The sequence below is a fragment of the Dactylosporangium darangshiense genome (assembly GCF_039537565.1).
Classification (GTDB): domain Bacteria; phylum Actinomycetota; class Actinomycetes; order Mycobacteriales; family Micromonosporaceae; genus Dactylosporangium; species Dactylosporangium darangshiense.
Genome location: NZ_BAABAT010000070.1, coordinates 22,546 through 42,921 on the forward strand (window position 1 = coordinate 22,546; position 20,376 = coordinate 42,921).

General features: G+C 73.3%; 20 protein-coding genes. 9 read left to right on the forward strand and 11 right to left on the reverse strand.

Annotated elements, in window-relative coordinates:
• Positions 1-2: 2 nt before the first annotated feature.
• Complete coding sequence (locus ABD901_RS53935; RefSeq protein ID WP_345142905.1) at positions 3-749, reverse strand: alpha/beta fold hydrolase; 747 nt, start codon at positions 747-749, stop codon at positions 3-5.
• A 62-nt stretch (positions 750-811) separates the two neighbouring features.
• Between ABD901_RS53935 and ABD901_RS53940 the strand changes: the two genes are divergently transcribed.
• A complete protein-coding gene (locus ABD901_RS53940) occupies positions 812-1,882 on the forward strand; it encodes a winged helix DNA-binding domain-containing protein (RefSeq protein ID WP_345142908.1) in 1,071 nt (356 codons plus the stop codon).
• On the opposite strand, the gene ABD901_RS53945 is transcribed toward ABD901_RS53940, so the two are convergent.
• Both ABD901_RS53945 and ABD901_RS53950 read right to left on the reverse strand, forming a co-directional pair.
• A complete protein-coding gene (locus tag ABD901_RS53945) occupies positions 1,868-2,680 on the reverse strand; it encodes a DUF72 domain-containing protein (protein WP_345142962.1) in 813 nt (270 codons plus the stop codon). The genes ABD901_RS53940 and ABD901_RS53945 overlap by 15 nt on opposite strands.
• A 124-nt stretch (positions 2,681-2,804) precedes the next feature.
• A complete protein-coding gene (locus tag ABD901_RS53950; protein ID WP_345142911.1) occupies positions 2,805-3,449 on the reverse strand; it encodes an LPXTG cell wall anchor domain-containing protein in 645 nt (214 codons plus the stop codon).
• 235 nt (positions 3,450-3,684) lie between these two features.
• On the opposite strand from ABD901_RS53950, the gene ABD901_RS53955 reads away from it, so the two are divergent.
• Positions 3,685-5,574 (forward strand): helicase-associated domain-containing protein, encoded by a 1,890-nt coding sequence (locus ABD901_RS53955; RefSeq protein WP_345142913.1) that lies wholly within the window; start codon positions 3,685-3,687, stop codon positions 5,572-5,574.
• Here the strand turns inward: ABD901_RS53955 and ABD901_RS53960 are convergent.
• Positions 5,546-6,379, reverse strand: a complete 834-nt coding sequence (locus ABD901_RS53960; protein WP_345142915.1) for an alpha/beta hydrolase family protein — start codon at positions 6,377-6,379, stop codon at positions 5,546-5,548. The two genes, ABD901_RS53955 and ABD901_RS53960, sit on opposite strands and share 29 nt — an antisense overlap.
• A gap of 49 nt (positions 6,380-6,428) precedes the next feature.
• Here ABD901_RS53960 and ABD901_RS53965 point away from each other — a divergent pair, with 49 nt between their 5' ends.
• Entirely contained in the window at positions 6,429-6,824 is a 396-nt protein-coding gene (locus tag ABD901_RS53965; protein ID WP_345142917.1) for a cupin domain-containing protein, read from the forward strand.
• A gap of 62 nt (positions 6,825-6,886) precedes the next feature.
• Here ABD901_RS53965 and ABD901_RS53970 read toward each other — a convergent pair whose 3' ends face one another.
• The gene (locus tag ABD901_RS53970) at positions 6,887-7,528 is read right to left on the reverse strand and encodes a SnoaL-like polyketide cyclase (RefSeq protein WP_345142919.1); all 642 of its coding nucleotides are present in this window, start codon (positions 7,526-7,528) and stop codon (positions 6,887-6,889) included.
• A gap of 109 nt (positions 7,529-7,637) precedes the next feature.
• Positions 7,638-8,618, reverse strand: coding sequence for a MucR family transcriptional regulator (locus tag ABD901_RS53975; RefSeq protein ID WP_345142924.1), 981 nt, complete (start codon positions 8,616-8,618; stop codon positions 7,638-7,640).
• 106 nt (positions 8,619-8,724) lie between these two features.
• On the opposite strand from ABD901_RS53975, the gene ABD901_RS53980 reads away from it, so the two are divergent.
• The gene (locus ABD901_RS53980; RefSeq protein ID WP_345142926.1) at positions 8,725-9,216 is read left to right on the forward strand and encodes a PadR family transcriptional regulator; all 492 of its coding nucleotides are present in this window, start codon (positions 8,725-8,727) and stop codon (positions 9,214-9,216) included.
• A 123-nt stretch (positions 9,217-9,339) separates the two neighbouring features.
• Here ABD901_RS53980 and ABD901_RS53985 read toward each other — a convergent pair whose 3' ends face one another.
• Entirely contained in the window at positions 9,340-9,642 is a 303-nt protein-coding gene (locus ABD901_RS53985) for a thiamine-binding protein (protein WP_345142929.1), read from the reverse strand.
• Between the two features lie 24 nt (positions 9,643-9,666).
• Between ABD901_RS53985 and surE the strand changes: the two genes are divergently transcribed.
• The 3 genes from surE (at position 9,667) to ABD901_RS54000 (ending at position 13,811) form a co-directional block, all read left to right on the forward strand.
• On the forward strand, positions 9,667-10,473 hold the full coding sequence (surE, locus tag ABD901_RS53990; protein WP_345142932.1) for a 5'/3'-nucleotidase SurE: 807 nt from the start codon (positions 9,667-9,669) through the stop codon (positions 10,471-10,473).
• Between the two features lie 246 nt (positions 10,474-10,719).
• Positions 10,720-11,583, forward strand: a complete 864-nt coding sequence (locus tag ABD901_RS53995) for an AAA family ATPase (RefSeq protein WP_345142935.1) — start codon at positions 10,720-10,722, stop codon at positions 11,581-11,583.
• Positions 11,577-13,811 carry a CHAT domain-containing protein gene (locus ABD901_RS54000; RefSeq protein WP_345142938.1) on the forward strand — a complete coding sequence of 745 codons (2,235 nt, stop codon included), beginning with the start codon at positions 11,577-11,579 and terminating at the stop codon, positions 13,809-13,811. Before ABD901_RS53995 ends, ABD901_RS54000 begins: the two co-directional genes overlap by 7 nt.
• On the opposite strand, the gene ABD901_RS54005 is transcribed toward ABD901_RS54000, so the two are convergent.
• Genes ABD901_RS54005 through ABD901_RS54020 form a run of 4 tightly spaced genes read right to left on the reverse strand, consistent with a single transcriptional unit; the run spans position 13,808 to position 18,917 of the window.
• Positions 13,808-15,142, reverse strand: a complete 1,335-nt coding sequence (locus ABD901_RS54005) for a hypothetical protein (protein WP_345142941.1) — start codon at positions 15,140-15,142, stop codon at positions 13,808-13,810. The genes ABD901_RS54000 and ABD901_RS54005 overlap by 4 nt on opposite strands.
• Positions 15,139-17,052 carry a caspase family protein gene (locus ABD901_RS54010; protein WP_345142944.1) on the reverse strand — a complete coding sequence of 638 codons (1,914 nt, stop codon included), beginning with the start codon at positions 17,050-17,052 and terminating at the stop codon, positions 15,139-15,141. The genes ABD901_RS54005 and ABD901_RS54010 overlap by 4 nt, the downstream gene beginning before the upstream one ends.
• Before the next feature lie 53 nt (positions 17,053-17,105).
• Positions 17,106-18,047 carry a hypothetical protein gene (locus tag ABD901_RS54015; RefSeq protein WP_345142947.1) on the reverse strand — a complete coding sequence of 314 codons (942 nt, stop codon included), beginning with the start codon at positions 18,045-18,047 and terminating at the stop codon, positions 17,106-17,108.
• Positions 18,048-18,077: 30 nt separating this feature from the next.
• Entirely contained in the window at positions 18,078-18,917 is an 840-nt protein-coding gene (locus ABD901_RS54020) for a LysR family transcriptional regulator (RefSeq protein WP_345142949.1), read from the reverse strand.
• Between the two features lie 83 nt (positions 18,918-19,000).
• Between ABD901_RS54020 and ABD901_RS54025 the strand changes: the two genes are divergently transcribed.
• Positions 19,001-19,894 (forward strand): MBL fold metallo-hydrolase, encoded by an 894-nt coding sequence (locus ABD901_RS54025; protein WP_345142952.1) that lies wholly within the window; start codon positions 19,001-19,003, stop codon positions 19,892-19,894.
• 31 nt (positions 19,895-19,925) lie between these two features.
• Positions 19,926-20,303, forward strand: a complete 378-nt coding sequence (locus tag ABD901_RS54030) for a hypothetical protein (RefSeq protein ID WP_345142955.1) — start codon at positions 19,926-19,928, stop codon at positions 20,301-20,303.
• The last annotated feature ends 73 nt before the right edge of the window (positions 20,304-20,376 follow it).

The following is a 20,376-nucleotide window of genomic DNA, read 5'->3' on the forward strand; positions in this document are numbered from 1 at the left end:
CGCTACGGCCTGATGGCGTCCCAGACCTCGCGGGGGCACTGGTCGGGCGCGAAGTGCCCGGCGCCCGGGATGACCGCGGTGGTCACGTCGCGCACGCCCGAGGCGCGCAGGCCGGCCGCGTAGGCCGCGATGTCGCCGCCCTCGCGCTCCCCGCGCACGTACAGCAGCGGCGTGGTCACGTCGGCCGGCTCCGCGTTGGCCGCGGCGTCGGCCGGGAAGGCGCGGTACCAGTCGAAGCCGGTCTTCAGCGCCGCGTCGCTCGCGTACGCCGCCGCGTACTGCGCGCGGGCCTCCTCCGGCACCGCCTCCGGCGCGGGGGAGAGGACGTCGTAGAAGTAGTCGAAGTACTCCCGCTCCCGGCCCCGCACGAGCAGCTCGGGCAGGCGCGGCACGGCGTGCAGGCCGAAGTGCCAGATGTAGGGGTTGCGCCGGACCTCCTCCCACGGCGCGACGCCCGGGATCACGGTGTTCATGATGACCGCGCGGCGCAGCTCGTATCGGCGCAGGTAGGCGTAGGCGACCATGCCGCCGCAGTCGTGCCCGACGAGCGTGACGTCGTGCAGGCCCAGGTCCTCGACGACGGCGTGCACCGCCTCGGCGAGCGCCGCCTTCGACCCGTCGGTGTTCGCGCCGATCTCCAGCAGGTCCAGGGCGACCATCCGGGCCTCGTCCGCGACCTCGCGAATGACCCCGCGCCAGCAGGCGGGCGTCTCGGGCCAGCCGTGCAGCAGTGCGTAGACAGGTTGCATGCCCCCACTCTTACCCGCGGATGCGGACGGGTATTGACCGCAACTGGCCGTACCGTCGCGGCGTGAGGATTTCCACGCGGACGCTCAACCGCACGTATCTGCGCCGTCAGCTGCTGCTCGACGACGTGCCGAACACCGTGCCCGACGCCGTCGGGCGGCTCGTGGCGGTGCAGGCGCAGGAGGTCGACGCCCCCTACGTCGGGCTGTGGGCGCGGCTGCCCGGGTTCACGCACGGCGAGCTCACGGCCGCCCTCGAGGACCGCTCGGTGGTGCGCGGCGGGCTGCTGCGCGGCACACAGCACCTGACGACCGCCGAGGACTACCGCTGGCTGCGGCCGCTGATCCGGGCCGGGATGGGCAATGCGGGGCTGTCGGCGTTCCGGCGGCAGATCGAGGGCCTGGAGCTGGCCGAGATCGCCGCCGCCGCGACCGAGGCGCTCGCCGGGCGGACCATGACCCGGCCGCAGCTGGCCCGGGCGCTGGGCGAGCGGTTTCCGGGGCGGGAGGCGATCGCGCTGGCGTGGGCGGCGCAGCACCAGCTCTCGCTCGTCCACCCGCCGCCGTCCGGGACCTGGGGCCGGCGCGGGCACGTCCACGTGACGCTGGCCGAGGAGTGGATCGGCGCACCGCTGCGGGAGTCCACGGCCGAGGAGCTGCTGTGGCGGTACCTCGCGTCGTGCGGCCCCGCCACCGCAGCCGACCTGCAGATATGGTCGGGCGTGCGCCGGCTGCGCGACGCCGTCGAGGCGCTGCGCCCGCGGCTGCGTGTCTACCGCGACGAGGCCGGGCGGGAGCTCTTCGACGCGCCGGACCTCGACCTCGCCGACCCGGACGAGCCCGCGCCGGTGCGCTTCCTGCCGGAGTTCGACAACCTGGTGCTCAGCCACGACGACCGCGGCCGGATCATCGCCTCGGCGGCCGACCGCGCCCTGGTCTGCCCCGGGTACTCGATCGTGCGCCCGACGTTCCTGGTCGACGGCTTCGTCGCCGGCACCTGGTCGGCCGAGCCCGGGCGCCTCGTGGTCGCGCCGTTTCGCCCACTGGCCGACCCGGCGCCCGTGCACGCGGAGGCGTTGCGGCTGCTGGAGTTCCTGCGCCTCACCGATGCCGAGGTGGTGCTAGAAGAGCGTTAGCGGCTCGTCGGGTTCGGGCTCGGGCGCCGGCTCGGGCAGCGGCGGCAGGCCCGGGACCCCGGTGCGCACGGCGGCGTGGAACTCGCGGGCCAGGCGCGGCGCGTCGGCGTTGTCCGGGGTGTGGATGAAGAACGTCGGCGAGCGGCCCTCGCGCAGCCAGGCGGCGGCGACGGCGACCCAGCGCGCCCAGCCCTGGACGGTTCTCGCCGGGTCGTCGCGGCCGAGGTACCGCACGATCGGCCGGTCGGTGAGCGCCTCCGTGCGCAGCGGGGTGCGGGGCTTCTTCGTCCACGCGTCGCGCTCGGCGTCGCTCGTCGGCGGCGTGTCGAAGAACGCGGTCGTGTCGAACGGGACCCACTCGGCGCCGGCCCGTTGCAGGATGCCCGCGAGGCCGCCGCCGTCCCCGGCGAAGAACGCCGGGTGGCGCACCTCGACGGCCGCGCGGTAGCCGGCCGGGAGGCGGCGCAGGAACGCGCCCAGGTGCGGCGCGTCGGACGGCCCGAACGAGGCCGGCAGCTGCACCCACAGCGCGTGCGCGCGCGGGCCGAGCGGCTCGATCGCGTCCAGGAACGCGCGCAGCTCCGCCTCGCCGCCGCTCAGGCGGTGCTCGTGGGTGACGGCTCGGGGCAGCTTGAGCACGAACCGGAACGCGGGCTCGGTCTGCTGCGCCCAGGACGCCACCGTCTCGCGGGCCGGGGTGGCGTAGAACGTCGTGTTGCCCTCGACGGCGTTGCACCAGCCGGCGTACGCCCGCAGCCGGTCCTGCGCCGGCGCCGCCCACGCCTTGTGCGTCCACATCGCGCAGCCGACGTGCAGTGGCGGTGTTGTCACCGGTCGAGGGTATCGGCTGCCGGAACGGGAGCGGCGCCTGTCGCCCGGGGATGAGCCCGGGCGCAGGCGCCGCGTCGTGGAGCTGGGTCGGCTACTCGGCGGTGAAGGTCACCTTGCGGCGGCGGCGCAGGGCCACGACCAGCACGGCGCCACTCGCGACCAGCGCGGCGCCGGTGCCCACCATCGGCAGCGTGGTCGACGAGCCGGTCACCGGCAGGCCCGGCGTGGAGGACGAGGCCTCCGGCGTCGGGGTGTGCGGCGGGGCCGGCGAGGAGTGCGACGGCGACGGGCTGGGGGTCGCGGGCGGCTTGCAGTCGCCGCTCAGGTGCACCTTGGCGCTGGTGAAGTTCGCCGGGTGACCGTCCTCGGGCCAGGTCTTGTGCGGGCCGTCCTGCCAGAGTCCGTCGACGCTGAGGCGCAGGTCGACCGGCTTGGTCGTGGTGTACGTCGTGGTGAAGCTGTCGTGGTCCTCGGCGTTGCCCTTGGCCTTGAGCTCAATGTTGGCGTGGGTGCCGCCGTCGGGCAGGATCTTGATGTTCGACAGGGTGACCGGGGTTCCGTAGTCGTTCTCGACCGTCCAGGTGATCGTGTACGTACCGTCGTCGCCACAACTCGCGGTGCCGGCGGGGCCAGCGCTGTGCGCGCTCGCGGCGGTAGCGAAGAGGGTCGATAGGCCGACGGCGGCAACGGCGGCGAAGGTGCCGGCCGCAGCCCTCCTGAACAGCGTTTTTTTCACGTCGTCTCCTACAGGGCGGAACTTAGCGACGACACAACATAGTGCCGATCGCCGGGTGTGCAACAGCCATGGCCGCATCGAGATATCGCGACTGATCCGCTTATGACCGAATCATCCGAAAAAATAGTGAAGATCAATGCTTCTTCCCGTCACCCGTCGCAGTGGCACCACTACCGACGATGTCGATTGCGCTGGTTGACGCCAGGGTGCCGCCGGCCGCGATAGGGTCGCGCCGGTGGAGACGCCGCAGATCCTTCAGGTCGCGTCGCTACTGACGCTGCCGCAGCTGCAGGTCGTCGAGGTGCTGTCGCTGCGCGCGGCCGGCACCCGGCGCCGGGATCTGGCGCGGGCTCTCGGGGTCGTCGCGGACGACCCGCTGCTCGCCGCGGCGCTCGGCGCGGTCCTCGACTCGGGTCTCGCCCGCATCGACGAGGACGACAGCGACTGGATCCGCACGGTGGCGCTGCACGAGGTGATCGCCAACGGCTACGGGTTCGGCCGGGCGGCCGAGCACGAGCTGCGGTATCTGCCGCTGGAGCAGTTGCAGCGCATCGCGTTCGAGCTCGGTGCGCCCGTCGGCCGGGACCACGGCCGCCTCGTCAAGGCGATCGGCGCGGCCCTTGCCGACCCGGACGTGGTGCGCGAGCAGTTCCGCGCGGCGCCGCGGGTGGCGCAGGACATCATGCTCGACCTGGCTTCAGGTGAGCCGTTCTACTCCGACCCGCACGCGATGATGGCGCTGCGCAACGGCCGCCGCGCCTCGCCGCTGCGCTGGGCGGTCGACCACGGGCTGCTCATCTTCAACGCCTACTACGGCGCCGCGATCTCGATGCCCAGCGAGGTCGGCGCCGCGCTGCGGCCGGACTTCCGCGCCGGCTTCGACCCGTCGCCGCCCGCGCCGCAGTCGGTGCCGGTCAGCGCCGAGATGGTCGACCGCGAGGGCTCGGCCGCCGCCCGGTCCGCGCTCGCGTCGGTGACGGCGCTGCTGGAGGAGTGCGGGCGCACCCCGGTGCCGATCCTGAAGGCGGGCGGCATCGGGCTGCGCGAGGTGCGCAAGCTCGCCCGGGCGCTCGCCACCGACGAGGAGGGCGTGCGCTTCTGGCTCACCGTCGCCGGCATGAACGGCCTGATCGGCATCGCCGGCGACCGGGTAGCGCCCTCCGCCGAGTTCGACAACTGGCTCAAGCTCGAGCCGAACGACCAGTTCGGGTGGCTCGTCGAGGGCTGGTTCCAGATGCCGGCCGCGCCGCTGCTGCTCGACGGCCGCCCCGCCCTCGTCGGCAGCGAGCACGACGGCACCAGCGCGCTGCTGCGGGTGACGATGGCCGCGGTGCTCGCCTCGTTACGCACCGGCCGGGGCGCGGCCGGCATCGAGGGTCTCGCGACGATGCTGGCCTACCTGCGGCCGCTCGTGGCCGGGGACGCCGAGGAGGCGGTGCCCATGGTCGAGGCCCTCTGGCGCGAGTACGAGCTCATGGGCGTCGGCGCGCACCACGCACCGACGGCGTTGTGCCACGCCCTGGCGGAGGGCGACCAGGACCGGCTCGCGGCGGCGCTGCGCGACTTCCTGCCCGCGGCGCAGGAGACGGTGCTGCTGCAGAGCGACCTGACCGCCGTCGCCACCGGCACCCCGTCGGCCGCGCTGAGCGCCCTGCTGGACCTGGCCGCCGACCGCGAGTCCCGCGGCGGCGGCTACACGTGGCGCTTCACCGAGCCCTCGGTGCGCCGCGCCTTCGACGCCGGCTGCACCGCCGAGGAGCTCATCGCTCGCATCCGCGCCGCCGCGGCCGGCGGGCGGGTGCCGCAGCCGCTGGAGTACCTCGTCGCCGACCTCGGGCGCAAGCACGGCAACGTCCGGGTCCGCACGGTCGGCTGCGTCCTGCGCAGCGACGACGTCGCGCTGCTGGGCGAGATCCGCAGCGTGCGCAGCCTGGCGCGGCTGGAGCTGACCGAGCTCGCGCCGACGGTGCTGTCCAGCGCACTCTCGCCGTCCGAGACCCTCGCCGCCCTGCGCCACGCCGGTTACGTGCCGGCCGCGGAGAACCCGGACGGCACGATCGCCTTCGAGCGGCCCACCCGCCACCGCGCCGACATGCCTAGCGCAGGTGTCGATCCAGGAAGTTGACGACGGCTCGGGTCAGGGCGATGCGGTGGTCGGAGAAGGCGTGGTCGCTCGGCAGCGTCGCGTGCTCGAAGCGCTCCAAGGCCCGATACGCCTCGACGACCGGCTCGTGGTGCAGCGCCGGGTCGGCGACCGTGTCGTTGCCGGCCGCGACGAGCAGGACCGGGCGGCCGGCGAGGCGCGGCGCCAGGCCGGCCAGCCGCCAGGCGGCCCCCGCCGAGCGCATCTCCGCGAACAGGGCGTCGGCGCTGGTGCCGCGCAGCGGTAGCAGGTCGGAGCCGAACATGGCGTGGGCTTCCCGTAGTACCACATCCGGGGCCTGAGAAACCGCGCCGAAGTCGTATGCGGCCAGCGCCGCCACCGCGCGCACCGACGGGTCCTGCGCCGCGGTCATGAGGGCCGCGAAGCCGCCGAGGCTGTGGCCGACCAGCGCGACGCGGGCGGGGTCCAGCGCGTGCTCGGCGGCGAGCTCGCGCGCGGCGGCGACCGCGCGGGCGGCGTCGGCCAGGACGTTGCCCCAGGCGTACTCGCCGCCGACGCCCCACGACCCGCGGTAGTGGAACACGAGCGCGGCGTAGCCGGCGCGGCGCAGCGCCTGGGCGAGGTCGAAGTTGCGCTCGTTGCCGGGGAATCCGTGCAGCAGTACCGCGATCGGGTGCGGGCCGGGGCCGGCCGGCACGTGCAGGACGCCGAGCAGCGGCACGCCTTGGCTTTCGAAGCGCACCTCCGGCGTGCGGGCGGCGGGGCGCAGGGTCGGGTCCGGGTCGAGCTGCCAGCGTTCGGTCATGTGCTTTTGTACTTCCCCCATGTGTGCTTTGTACAAGACGGGCGGGGTCCGCCGCGGGCACAATCGGGCTATGACCGCGAAGCCCGTGAACCTCGCCGAAGCGCTCGCATCGTTCACCGAGGTGTACAGCCCGCGCATCGTGGCGCGGATGAACGACTACGACGTGCGCGTGGCGCACACCCGCGGCGAGCACGTCTGGCACACGCACAACGACACCGACGAGTTCTTCCTGGTGCTCGAGGGGCGGTTCGACATCGCCGTCCGCGACGCCGACGGGCACGAGCACACCGTGGTCCTGCACCGCGGGGACACGTATGTCGTGCCCCGCGGTACCGAACACAAGCCTTCGTCCCCGGGCGGTTCGATCCTGATGTTCGAGCCGTCAGGGACGCTGACGACCGGCGACTCACACAACGGCGAGATTCCTCCGCACGTCGACAGCACCACCGGCCACGAACTTCCTTAGCAGCCTTTTCTTAGCAGGCTTGCTTGGCGGGCTCGCTTGGCGAGCCCGCCAAGCAGGCTTTCTTAGTGTGCGACCGGGCAGCCGCCCGTCAGCTTGCCCAGGAACGTGTTCGGGTCGTAGTAGTGCTCGACCTCGAGCAGCTTCAGCTCGTCGCTCACCTTGGCGACGCTGATGCCGAACATCTCCACGGTCTCACCGGTCGGCTCGAAGCCGTGGTATTCGCCGGTGAATGCCCCCCAGTGCCGCCACTTGAATGTCACGACCGGCGGGGGGCTCAGCACCTCGAGGACCTCCCAGTAAAAGCCGGTGGGAAAGGCCTTGTGGAAGATGTGGTGCGACGACTCGAACGATTCCTGACCGCTCTTGTAGAACGCGCTGTCGCCGATCAGGATGTTGTAGCTGCCGATGTCGGCGATGTCCTGCGCGCTCGCCCAGGCCCCGCCGTTGACGTTGGTGCGGAAGTGCTCCGTCACCATGGAAACCCAGGTTGCGGGGTCCTTCTTGTGCGAGACCTCCATCTCGAAGACCTGCACGATGCTCTCGACGATCGCCTCGAGGGAGTCCGGCGCGAAGTGGTGCGTACGCTGCTGCGGCATCTCCGTGTGGGACAGGTGGTAATCGGGAGTTCCGTCGCGCCAGTCCTGCGGGTCCGCGGCTTCTACAACGGCCGAACGGCCCTGCAGCCACAGGGGGGTTTCGGTCACGCTAGACGTCCCTTCGGGGAATTCGGGGAAGTGATCGCCTGCGATCTTGGAGTACCCGAACGATCCCCGTCAAGCCCGTTGAGTAAGTCATGAAAACATTCGAGTAAGATCAATTAACGTCAATGTTACATCCACGTTTCTGATGCCGTCGCAGGCTTGTGGCCGCGATTCCGGACTCGGCCGCCAGCGCGCTCCACGGCGCCCCCTCGGCCCGCCGCGCGGCCACGTAGGCGGCGATCGAGGCGAACCCGAGCGCACGGGCCGCGGCGCTCTCCCGCGCCTGCGCGTGGTGCCGCTTCGTCGCGTGCGCCCGCGCCTCGATGCCGTGATGGCGCAGCGCCGCGAGCACCGTCCACCGCGAAGTACTGGTCTCCAGCGCGATGGCCGCGACGCTGCGGTGCTGCTCGACGTGCGCGGCGCGCAGGTAGGCGGCGGCGTCGGCATACCCGAGCGAGCGCGCATGCGGCCCGAGCCGCGCCTCGCCGGGCGTCGGCCGGCCTGTGGCGGGCGCGTGCCGGCACACCCAGTCCTTGTGCAGCCCCGCCTCCCGGCTGATCGCGGCCATGCTGAGCCCCGCCCGGACGCGCGCGACGAGGTACTCCTCGAACGTCGCAAACCCGAACCGCCGGGCCACGTCGGCCGTGACCCGCTCCCGGTGCCGTTCCCCGCGCCGCCGGTTGCCGGCCGCGCGCGCCGCCGGGTCGACCTCGCCCAGCGCCGCGAGGGTCTTGACCCGCCGCTCGGCGGGATGTGCCCTCCCGCGCGCGGCCCGCGCCGCGGCCTCGGCCAGCTCCCCGCTGGCCGTGCGTTCGCGCGCCGCCAGCCGGGCCTGCCGTATCGCCGGCTCCGCGTCCCGCGCGCTGAGCGCTTCGGACCGCCGTTTGCGGGTCGCGGGCCCGCTGAGCGGGTTGCCGAGCTCGAGCCCGAAGGCGTTCACGTAGGCGGTCTTGGTCCAGCCGTGGTGCCGCAGATGGCTCGCCACCGACAGGAACCACTTGCCGCAGAGGTGGCAGCAGACGCGGTCCCCGTCCACGAGAAGCTCGCCCACAGGCGCGTAGTGCGGCGTGCCGTCGGCCAGCCACCCGAGCACCTGCGTCCCCTCTCGTTCCGTCGGTAGTCACATTGAGACTACCCGATCGGGGCGGCATAGGCTGCACCGCGTGGCGCCTCCTTCACTTGCTTTGCCTTCACTGTCTTTGGCCGAGTGGATCGTGCTGACCCTGGTCGACGAGTCGCCGGCGCACGGCTTCGCGGTGGCGGCATTGACGGCGGAGGACGGCGACGTCGGCCGGGTGTGGCACGTGCCGAGGCCGATCGTGTACCGCGCGGTGGACCGCCTGACCGCCGCCCGCCTCCTGGTGGTCGCGGGGACGCAGGCCGGACATCGGGGCCCGCAACGCTCGATCCTGACGCCGACGCCGGAGGGCGCCGAGGCGGTAGCGGACTGGCTGTCCCGCCCGGTGAGCCACGTGCGCGACCTGCGCTCGGAGTTCCTGGTCAAGCTCGCGCTGCTGACCCGCCGCGGCGCCCCTCTGGCGGCGCTGGTGTCGGCGCAGCGCTCGGTGATCGCCCCGTTGGAGCCGGCGCTGGCCCGCCGCCGCGCAGAGGCAGCGGGCTTCGCCGCGATCCTGGCCGCCTGGCGCCACGAGAACGCAAGGGCGGCACTAAGCTTCCTGGACGACCTGTAGGCTCGCCATTGCGGTCGGTGACGGCATTTGACGCTGGGTAACCACGATTTGCAAACGCGATGTACGGTGCAGGAGACCGGTCAGCGCCGCCGCCGAACTTCGCGTTTGCTCCTCCGATGGCGCCTATCCCGCGAGATGCCGCTCAACGGAGGCCACTTTCGACTCGAGCCGCCCAACGGGCCCGTCGCGCCAATCCACCTTGATCACGGTGCTGGTGCGGGCGGACCGCCCCTGCACCACGGCAACGGCCGCCTGGACGACCCCCATGACCTCCTCCCAGCTCTCCCCTTCGACGGTGGTGAACATGGCGTCGGTGCGGTTGGGCAGCCCCGAGGCCCGCACCACGCGAACGGCCTCGGCCACGAGCTCCCCGACGTCGGCCCCGCCCCCGAGCGGCGTGACACTGAACGCGACAAGTACAGACATGCCCTCGACGCTAGTCTCTTGGCCGTGCGAGTCCTGATCACCAACGACGACGGCATCGAAGCGCCGGGCCTGCACGCTCTGGCCGGGGCCGTACGCGACGCGGGCCACGAGGTCCGGGTGGCCGCCCCGCATCGCGAGGCCAGCGGCTCGGGCACGGCCCTCAACGCGGTCACCGAGAACGGCCGCCTGCTGCTGCAACGCTTCGACGGCGCGAACCTCGGCGTCGAGGCGTACGCGGTCGCGGCGTCCCCGGCGTACATCGCCGTGCTGGCCGCCATCGGCGCCTTCGGCCCCGCGCCCGACGTGCTGCTCTCGGGGATCAACCGCGGCGCCAACGCCGGCCACGCGATCCTGCACTCCGGCACCGTCGGCGCGGCGCTGAGCGCGGCCACCGAGGGGCTGCGCGCGATGGCGGTCTCCCTCGACGTGTTCACCGCCCTGACCGCGACGGGCGCCGGCAGCGACGCGGCCCTCGCGGCGTTTCAGGGCCTGCGCGACGACGAGCTGCACTGGGCGGGTGCGGCCGACCTGGCGGTGCCGCTGCTGCCGTGGCTGGCCGCCGCGCCGGCCGGCACCGTGCTCAACCTCAACGTGCCCGACCGGCCGCTGGGGGAGATCCGCGGGTTGCGGCGGGCCGTGCCGGCGCCGTTCGGGCAGGTCCAGATGGCCGTTGCCGAGGCGGGGCGGGACTTTGCGCGGATCACGGTGGCGGTGCGGGAGGACGACCGGCCGGCGGGGACCGATCTGGCGCTGCTGGCCGAGGGATTCGCGACGCTGACGGCGATTCGGCCGCCCGCCGAGGACCCCACCGTCACGCTGCCGCTCGCATGACCACCGCCGTGACGCCACCGGAGCGCATTTTCTCGCCACGATCATGCAGAAGTGCAGCTAAAATCGGACATCGCGGTGATTATAGGCGAAAATTTACAAGGAAGTGCATTTTGGTTCCACGATAAGGGCTATATCCGATTTATCCTGCCGTTTCTGGCGTGATCGTGGAGAGAAAGAATTGCTGCCGCCAGGGCGCGGCCGAAGCGCGGCAATTGTCCGAAGCGGCGCCGTCCGTCAGAATGACGTATGTCGAACATCGACGGGCCCCAGGAGCTTGCCCGGCGGCTCGAGGACGAAGCCGGCTACCTCGCGGACTTCGGGCTTGCCGCGGCCGCCTTCCTCGCCATGCGCATGCAACGGCCGCTCTTCCTCGAAGGGGACCCCGGCGTCGGGAAGACCTCGTTCGCCGAGGCCATGGCCGTTGTCCTCGGGGGCATCCCGGTCGTCCGCCTGCAGTGCCACGCCGGGCTCGACGCCTCGCAGGCGCTGTACGACTGGAACTTCCCCAGGCAGATCATGCGGCTGCGCGCCGCCGGGGAGGGCGATCACCGCGACCTCGAGCCGCAGCTGTGGACCGAGGAGTTCCTGATCGAGCGGCCCGTGCTCAAGGCGCTGCGGCGGCCCGCGGTGCTGCTCGTCGACGAGATCGACCGGGCCGACGACGAGTTCGAGGCGCTGCTGCTGCAGGTGCTGGACACGTTCGAGATCGATGTGCCCGAGCTCGGAACGCTGCGGGCCGAGCGGAAGCCGTTCGTGGTGCTGACCTCGAACCAGACCCGCGAGGTCCATGACGCGATCAAGCGGCGGTGCCTGTACCACTGGATCGCGCATCCGGACGAGGAGCGCGAGGTGCGCATCCTGCACCGGCACGTGCGGGACCTGCCGGAGGAGCTGGCCCGCGAGGTGGCGGTCGCGATGCGGCGGCTGCGGGAGCCCGAGAAGATGATCAAGCCGCCGGGGGTGGCGGAGGCGATCAACCTGGCCACGGCGGTGCGCGAGCTCGGCGGGCAGCGGCTGACGCCGGACATTGCGCAGGCCACGGTCAGCACCGTCGCCAAGCATCACGAGGACGAGCCGGCGGTACGCGACGCGCTGAACCAACCGTGCTGAAGACAACGCAACGCGCGATCCACCGCGACGACCTGCTCACGCTCGCCGCGGCCGCGGACCGTGCGGTCGGCATCGTGCACCAGCGCGAGAACCTGCCGCGCGCGACGCCGGCGAGCGCGACGTTGTTCGACATGGCGCTGGAGCGGCAGCTGGGCGTGGCGGAGCGCGACCACCGCTGGGCGCTGCGGGCGCAGGCGTGGGACCACGCCGCCGTGCTGGTGCGGTTCTGCGCGATGATCGGCGCCGCCATCAACAGCGAGTACGCGCCGGAGGAGATGCACGCGAAAGCCCTGCGCGAGGTCGCCGACCACGACGAGGAGGCGCTGGACAAGGGGCTCACGCTCGGGGTGTTCATCCGGTACCACGCCGCCCGCGACCTGCGCCTCATCGGGCGCCTCGACGAGGCGCTGGCGCTCGTGGACCGGCCGGTGACCGAGCTCTACGGCACCGGCGCCGAGCCGCACGTCGCGCACTACCTGTACGAGGTCGGCGCCGCCCGCATCGCGCGCGGCGAGGCGCTGGAGGCCGCGCGGGCGCTGGAAGGCTGGGACGAGTACTGGCGCACCGGCCGCGCGGCCGGCTTCTCCACCCGCGGCCGGTTCGAGCTCGTCAAGGCGCTGGCCCGCTGGGCCGCCGGCGCGACGGACGACACGGTGGAGTGGCACCTGCGCGCCGCGGTCGGCTACCTGTGCACCGGTGAACCCGGCGACGAGACCGAGCGGATGCGCGAAGTGTCCGCGCTCCTGACGACCGCCGAGTTCCTGGCTTCAGCAGAGGATTCGGTACTCCTCGGACGCCGAGCCCTGCGCCGGGCCGACGAGGTGCGGGCGCGCTGGCGCGTCCTCGCCAGGTCCCGCGCCCCGCTCGCCGTGGTGTTCCAGCGCCTGTACGGCGACCTGGCGCTGCTCGCCGCGGGCCTCGACGGCCAGGAGGCGGCCGAACTGGGCCTGCGCGCCGCGTTGTCCGCGAAGCAGACCGGCTTCGCCGCGCGGATCCGCGACGGGCACACGCTGGACGGCGACGCCCGCATCGACGCGCTGATCGCGCGCATCGTGGACGTCGAGGCGCAGCCGGCCGACGGCATCGCCCGCGGCGAGGGGAGCCGGGCCAAGAGCCTGGAGGAGCTGCGGTTCGAGCTCGCCGAGACGGTCTCGCCGATGCTCGCCGACACGGTCTTCCCGCCGCCGACCGACCTGTCCGGGCTGATCCGCGCGATCGGGCCGCGCCACGCGCTGGACTTCGTCGAGCTGCCCGACACGCTGAACAACCGGCCCTCGCTGTTCCGCACGCTCATCGAGCCGGGCGGCCGGATGTGGTTCGAGCGCTTCGAGGCCGGTCCCGAGCCGGCCGGATGGTCTCGCGGTGCCGCCGCGCGGGAGCTGAGGCTGGAGGAGGGCGCGCCCGCGCGGCCCGACCACTCGGCGCTGGCCGCGGCCGTGCTGCCGGCGCGCCTCACCGGCGAACTGCTCGACGACCCCGCGATCCCGATCCGGCTGCTCGTCTGCGCACACGGCTGGCTGAGCCGCGTGCCGTGGGCCGCGCTGCCGATCGACGCCGAAGGCACCCGGCTGGTACAGCGGGCCGTCATCACCCAGTGCCCGGTCCTCAGCGGTCTGTCCGGCGAGCGCGCGCCGCGGGTGCGCGGCCGCGCGCTGATCCGGCTGGTCGGCCGGGACGAGACCGGCGTCGACGTCGAGCGGGAGCGCGAGGCGTGGGGCTTCGGGCCGGGCACCGACGGGGTGCCGCCGCACGCGTGCGACCTGGAGCCGGGCGCCGCGCCGCGGCCCTGCGCGGGCCGGCTCGGCGACGCGCTGGCGGACCGTGGCGCGTGGCAGTTCCTGCACGTCGCCGCGCACGGGGGCGGCCGGGGCCTCGACCAGTTCCTGGACATCCCGTCGGAGCCCTTGTCGGCCGCCCGGGCGCTCGGCCTGCGCTGGCCGGCGTCGGTGCTGATGGCCTCGTGCCACGTCGGCCTGGTCCTCAACGACACCGGCGCCGAGCCGCTCAACCTGGTGATGGCCCTGCTGATCGGCGGCGCGCGGTGCGTGGTCGCCGGCATCGACGCGATCGACGACGCCGGCACCGGCCGGTTGGCCGCCGACCTGGTGCGGGCGGTGCGCGACGGCGGCCGCCCGCTCGACGTCGCGCTGCGCAACGCCCAGCTGGCCGCCCTCGAACGCGGCGACCCGGAGGCCGGCTGGGCGCTGCTCAGCGCGCACACTCGCTAGGAGACGGCCGCCAGAGCCGCCTCCATGTGGGCGCGGCGCCCGGGCTCGTCGGCGTACGAGTCCAGGCGGAACCACGCCCGGCGCCATTCGTGGTAGCCGCGGTCGTCCGGCCCGAGGCCGCGGCAGTCGAGCACGGCCCGGATGAACTCCGGCATCGTCGCCGCCCCGATCCCGCGCTCGTTGCCCCGGCCGGTCGGCGCGGCCATCCAGGCCGAGATCTCGCCCAGCGCCTTGCCGTCGATCGGGTCGATGGTGAGGCACTCGGGCTCGACACGGCGCGACGGCAGGGAGTGTCCGGGCTTGAGCAGCGCGATGTTCATCCGCAGGTGGACGAGCTGGCGCAGGAACGTCCGGCTCATCGGGATCACCTCGCCGCGGCCGTCGCGGGCGTCCTTCTCGACGACGCGGTACGCCCTTTCGAACCGCTGCAGCATGTCGCGCTCCCACAGGTCCCAGGAGCCGTACCGGCCGGGCGGGAGACGGCGCAGGCGGCGCATGCCGTGGCCGAGCGCCAGCTGCAGGCACGCGGCCCGCGCGGTCATGATGCCCGGGTTCTGCAGCGCCGAGCGGCGGGTGAGGCGGAACTCATCGACCTCGTCGACGAACCCGTACTCCGCCTCGATCCACTGCCCGATCTCGATGGCCCGCTCGCCGGCCTCGAGCCCGCGCGCCGTGTCGGTGAACATCCGCTGGATCCACTGGTTCGCGGCATCCTCGGTGCCACCGGGAGCGAACTCCTCGGCCCACCGGGCGACGACCCGCTCCGCGGTGCGGCAGGCGGTGCCGGTCTCGGCCAGCATGAGCTGCAGCATCACCTCGTCGAGGCTCAGCCGGTGTGCCCGGGCCGACTCCGCCGTACCGTGGCTGTCTCGAAATGCTTCGTAGTAGCGAAGCGCCTCGCCGTGCAGGATCCAGGCCGCGTCGTATCCGGCGGCCGTGTCGCGCTTCGACTCGGCGAGCGCCTGCGCGCGGATCGCGCCCAGCAGCCGCGGCGCGAACTCCGGCCACGGCAGCTGCCGGCCCGCGTCGGCGAGGACGTCGATGCGCCGCAGGAGCGCCTCGCCCTCGGCCTGCTTGGCGCCCGCTCCCGGCCGGTCGAACGACGTCGCGATTTTCTGCACCATCTCCCAGGTGGTCTCGTAGATGAGCCAGCCCATGAGCGGCAGCCGGCCGGCGAGCGCCGGCGGCGGCAGCGGAGGCCGGGGACGGCGCAGATACGTGCGGTACTGCGCGACGTCGGCCTGCACCGCCGCCACCAACCTGTCGTCGGTCGCCTGCGTGCCCGCCCGCAGCCGCCGGCAGTGCCCGCGCAGCTCGTCCGGGGTCATCACGGCCGCGGCTCCTGCGTCATCCTGAAGTCGATCGCCCGGATGTCGTAGCGGACGCCGTCCTCCTCGTCGGGTTCGATTTCCCGCGACCACCCGGTGTCGAGTTGGTTGATCATGGCCTGCAACGGTGAGACCACGCCCTTGGGCTTTTCCTGTCCCCCGCTGCCCGGCTGCTCCAGCGGCGAGAGGTCCAGCCGGTCGGAGGTGATGACCACGAGCAATGTCTCCTCGCGCGCGTGCTCCTTCGCCAGGCCGCTGGGCCAGGTCAGCCGCTGGCCCCGGAGCGACCCGTTGAGCTCGTTGCGCCCGAACGTGTAGCTCTCGCCGCCGGCCAGCTCGCGGCCGCTCGGCGCGTTGCGGGTAAGGACGGTGATCGAGCCGGACATGCCGAGGTCGATCAGGGAGACGTACACCGGGACGAGGCCCTTGTTCCGCACGGTGACGTAGATCCGCTCGCCGGCCACCACCGTCGCGCCGGCCGGCTCCAGCGGCCGCGCCCGGCCGTCCTCGACCAGGCCCCAGTCGATCGTGACGGGCGCATCGAGCGCGTACGCCGGGCTTTGCACCAGCGCGCGCAGGTGGCCGGCCTGCGCGAGCGCCTTGAGCATGCGTAGCAGGTCGGCGATGCCGTCGTTGTCGGCGGCCAGGGGCGGCCGCAGCGGGCCGAGCCGATCCTGGAGAGTGAGCCGGCCATCCGGTCCGACGACGATCTCGGCGGCCCAGTCTCCGTCGCCGGGCTCGACCGGCTGCACCAGCCCGGCGACGGGCAGCACGGAGACGAGGCGGGCCGTGTGCGGGTCGTCGACCGGGACGCGCAACCGGATCCGCGGCGCGGTCACCTTCGTCCGGAACGCCCGGGCGCCGATCGGCAGCCGCCGTTGGCCCGGGGCGAACGCCACCGACCCTTCCGCCGCGACCGGGCCGACCTCCTCGACGACCAGGGTGCCGACCCGGCGCGGGCGGTCGACGGCGGTGGAGCCGGGCGGCATGATCACGAACTCGTCGCCGGCCTGCACGCCCAGCAGGGGCGCGCAGCCCAGCCGGGCCCGGATGTCGCCGCGGCCGGCCGGCGTCACCGGCAGCGAGGTGAGCGGGTCGTCGGTCTCGGTGGAGAAGAGCTTCCGGTCGTACGGCCCTTCGGCCTCCGGGCGCTGCCGGAAGGCGCGGTCGCCGAGCCGCTTGCGCACCCGGTCCATGACGGTCGACCAGGCGACCTCGTCCTCGCCGACCTCGGTGAGCGTCAGCGTCAGTGCCTCCGTGAGCGCGCCGATCCACTCGCCGCCGATGCCCGGGTACTCCGCGGCCGTCTGCTGCGGCGCGCAGGCGACGACCCGCACCGCGTGCCTGTTGCCCTCGCTGCGCCAGTCCTGGACGTTGAGCCCGCCGGCGGCCAGCCGGTCGATGTGGTCGCGCACGCGCCGGTACGGCTGGGAGGCCACCGTCCGGGGCCGCCGGTCGTAGTACCGCGACATCTGCCCGGAGTGGCAGCAGTCGAGGATCACGGTGACGTTCCGGGTGATCCGCGTCAGCCGCAGCTGCAGCAGGGACAGCTCCACGGAGGTGATGCCGCGGAAGTCGTCCGGCCCGCCCTCGTCGAAGTCGAGCGGGACGATGAACTGCAGGTCCATCGGCCGGTATCCGGCGCCGTCGAGCGCGTCGCCGGCGTCGAAGGAGCGGGCCTCCACCCGCCCGCCGTGGCCGCTGTAGAAGACCACGACGGCGTCGCCGGGCTCGACGTCGGCGATGAGCTTCTCGTATGCGGCCAGGATCTCGTCGCGTGTGCTGCGCGGCGGCTCGCACCGGCGCACGTCGAACCCGCGCCCCTCCAACGCGACCGTCATCACCCTGAGGTCGTTGCGTACGCCCCGCAGATCCCCGTAGTCCGACCCGATGAGCAAAGCCTTGCGCGTCACGCCGCCTCCTCGATCGTGGTGTGCCCGCTGGGATCTGACGGACAGCACCGCGCCTAGGGCACGGCGACGAGGCTCGCGAGTCCCAGGATGGCGGCCCGCAGCTCCTGCAGGATCGCGGTCTGCGTGCTCGGCTTGAGCCACTGCCCGTACTCGAGCACGTCCAGCCCGACCGTCTCGACACCGCAGCGGTACCGCATCCCGAGCAACAGCACGGCGGCCGCGTGCTGGAACGGCACGTACAGGTCGGTGGTCACGACGAGGATCCGGTCGCTCGGCGCCGGCCCGCCCACCATCGCCGCCCACCCGACGAACCCGTCCTGGGTGTTGGCCCGCTTCCCGGGCGTGTTGCCGGCCGCCGCGAGCACGGTGAGCGGCCCGTAGGCCTCGACCCGCCACGGCTCGCCCGCCGGGGTGACCCCCGACCGCTGCCGCGCCGGCGCGTCGACCCCGAACGCCCGCACCAGTGCAGCCGCCATGACGTCCGCCTCGACGCGCGCATCGGCCATCCCTTCGGCGGCGGCGAACTCCAACTCGCCCGGCCCCATCGGCCGCAGGCTGGAGAGCCCGGCCACCGCGCCGCCCTCGACCCCGCCGCGCAGCAGCGAAGCCGCGAACTCGGACCGGGCGCGCGCGGTCCGCGGCCCGCCCCCGAGCACCAGCACGTGGTCGTAGCGGTCCGCCGAGGGCTGGCCGCGCCCCGCCAGCCCGAGCGCCCGCGCGGCGTCGTGCACGAGGTCGTCGATGTGGTCCGGATAGTCGACCGCGACGACCTCACTGCGCTCGAGCCCGCCCCGGCGGTAGTCCCAGACGTCGCAGAACGCCACGAGCTGCGCGAGCGCCTCTTCGGGCGTCCCGTGCGGCGGCGTGCCGTGGAAGGCCCGCACCAGCTCGGCAACGGCCTCCGAGCGCACCCACTGGTCGACGGCGTCGCGCATCCGCGCCGCATCGACGCCACCGACCGGCCAATCGGGCAGAGCGATCTCCTTGAACGTCATCGACCCATCGAACCACCCCTACGGCCCCGGTCAAATCCTGCTGATGCAGAGACGTGCGAAGGACCGGACCAGGGGGCCGGCGGCGGGGTCCCAGGCCACGACGAGGCGGCTCGGAGGCATGTCCGTCAGCGGTACCGTGGCCAGCCCGTCCGGCATCGCGTGGTACAGCGGCGTCAGGCCGATCGTGCCGCTCCACAGCACGGCCTGCAGGCACTCCTGGGCCGTGCGGACGACGGGACCCTCGGCGCCGTCGGCGTGCCAGAAGGCGCTCCACTGCGGGTCGGTGCCGGGCGGGAAGCGGAAGCGGCGGCGGCCGTCGAGGTCGGCCAGGCGCAGGGCGGTGCGCGACGCGAGCGGGTCGTCGGCGCGCAGCACGACGCCGACCGGGTCGGCGCGCAGGACCCGCACGGACAGGCCGGTGTCGTCGAACGGTGCGCGGGTCAGGGCCACGTCGGCGAGGCCGGCGCGCAGGCCCGTGGTCGGGTCGGTCAGGTCGGCCTCGCGGACGTGGACCTCGACGCCCGGGTGCAGCTCGCGAAACGCCGCCGCCAGGTGGGTGCCGGCCTGCTCGGCGCTGTCGGCCAGAGTGCCGATCGTGATGGTGGCGGGGCCGGCCGCCGCGGCGACGCGGGCGCGGGCCAGGTCGGCCTGCTCCAGCAGGGCGCGGGCCTCGGCGTACAGGGCCGTGCCGGCCGGCGTGAGCTCGACGCCCGCGGGGGAGCGGCGCAGAAGGACCGCACCGACGTCGGCCTCCAGCTGCTTGATCGCGCGGCTGAGCGGCGGCTGGGTCATGTGCAGGCGGGCGGCGGCCCGGCCGAAGTGCAGCTCCTCGGCGACGGCGGCGAAGTATCGCAGCGTGCGTAGCTCCATCACCTGCGACGATACCGGCCGGGTATCGGGTGCGACGAAGAGGTGTTGGCCGCGACCGGGCGCGGTGCGGTGGACTGGCGGGCATGGACGAACGAACGCTGCCCGATCCCGCCGTGCGGGTCGAGGGCGCACAGGAGCTCGCCCGGGACCTGCTGGTCATCCCCAACCACGGGGTGCCGCTCGTGCCGAACGTGGGCGTCATCGGCGGCTCCGAGGCGGTGCTGGTCGTCGAGACCGGCATGGGCACCGGCAACGCCGAGGCCGTGCTCGGGCTGGCTGCCGGGTTTGCCAAGGGCCGCAGGTTGTACCTCACGACGACCCACTTCCACCCCGAGCACGCGTTCGGCGCGCGCGGCTTCGCCGGCCACGCCACGTATCTGGTCAACCGCGCGCAGGCCGAGGACCTGAGCACGAAGGGGCCCAGCTACCTCGGGATGTTCCGCGGCCTCGGCGACGCGATCGCGCGGCGCCTCGACGGCGTCGAGATCCCGGAGCCGGACGTGGTGTTCGACGGGGAGTACACCCTGGACCTCGGCGGGCGGACCGTCCACCTGCGCCCCACCGGGCGCGGGCACAGCCGCGGCGACCAGGTCGTCACCGTGCCCGACGCCGGGGTCATGTTCACCGGCGACCTCGCCGAGGCCGGCCAGTTCGCGATCTTCCCGTGGTTCCCGCCGCACGACGTCGACGTCTCCGGCACCCGCTGGCTGGCGGTCATGGAGGGCCTGGCGGCACAGCGCCCGTCGGTCGTCGTGCCCGGCCACGGCGCGATCGGCGGCGTCGGCGTGCTCGAGGAGGTCCGCGACTACCTGCGCATCCTGCGCGACGAGACCTGGACCCGCCGCGACTCGGCGATGGACGAGGAGACGATCGTCGAGGAGGTCCGCGCCGCGATGATCGAGCGCCGCCCCGACTGGGAGGGCCGCGAGTGGATCGAGCGCGGCGTCGCCTGCCTGTGCGCGGAGCACGCCGGCTGAATGCTGGCACCCCTCAACTACCGTCGATGGCGTGGATGATCGAAAGCCCCGCGGCCCGGTCTGGCTGATCGCGGTCGCGGGCATCGTCGCGATCCTGCTGATCGCGCGCTGCGGCATGACGACGCGGCAGAGCGACGTGACGGCGGCGGCCGAGGCGGCCGCGTACGAGCTGGAGCGCACCCCGGTCAAGGGCCTCGGCATCACCATCTTCGACGTCGAGAACGCCCTGGCGCACGGCGCGCGCGACTACCGCGGCCGCAGCACGGCCGGGTCGATCCGCGTCACCGACGCCGGCTCCGACCAGCGCGGCGACAACTACGAGTTCACCAACGACGACGGCGACTATCCCGTCTGCCTGAGCCCTGATCCACCGACGAGGTCTCGGTGCCCGGCCGGTCCAGCCCGATGATCTTGGACGCGGGTCAGGGCGTGTGGGAGTGACCGGCCGGGTTGCCGGTGCGCTCGATGGTCGAGGGAAGTCT

Bases quoted from the DNA above. Each gene is read 5' to 3' on its own strand.
- ABD901_RS53935 (WP_345142905.1), bottom strand. From the start codon at position 749: ATGCAACCTGTCTACGCACTGCTGCACGGCTGGCCCGAGACGCCCGCC.
- ABD901_RS53945 (WP_345142962.1), bottom strand. From the start codon at position 2,680: ATGTGGACGCACAAGGCGTGGGCGGCGCCGGCGCAGGACCGGCTGCGG.
- ABD901_RS53960 (WP_345142915.1), bottom strand. From the start codon at position 6,379: ATGGGGGAAGTACAAAAGCACATGACCGAACGCTGGCAGCTCGACCCG.
- ABD901_RS53965 (WP_345142917.1), top strand. From the start codon at position 6,429: ATGACCGCGAAGCCCGTGAACCTCGCCGAAGCGCTCGCATCGTTCACC.
- ABD901_RS53985 (WP_345142929.1), bottom strand. From the start codon at position 9,642: ATGTCTGTACTTGTCGCGTTCAGTGTCACGCCGCTCGGGGGCGGGGCC.
- ABD901_RS53995 (WP_345142935.1), top strand. From the start codon at position 10,720: ATGTCGAACATCGACGGGCCCCAGGAGCTTGCCCGGCGGCTCGAGGAC.
- ABD901_RS54015 (WP_345142947.1), bottom strand. From the start codon at position 18,047: ATGACGTTCAAGGAGATCGCTCTGCCCGATTGGCCGGTCGGTGGCGTC.
- ABD901_RS54020 (WP_345142949.1), bottom strand. From the start codon at position 18,917: ATGGAGCTACGCACGCTGCGATACTTCGCCGCCGTCGCCGAGGAGCTG.
- ABD901_RS54025 (WP_345142952.1), top strand. From the start codon at position 19,001: ATGGACGAACGAACGCTGCCCGATCCCGCCGTGCGGGTCGAGGGCGCA.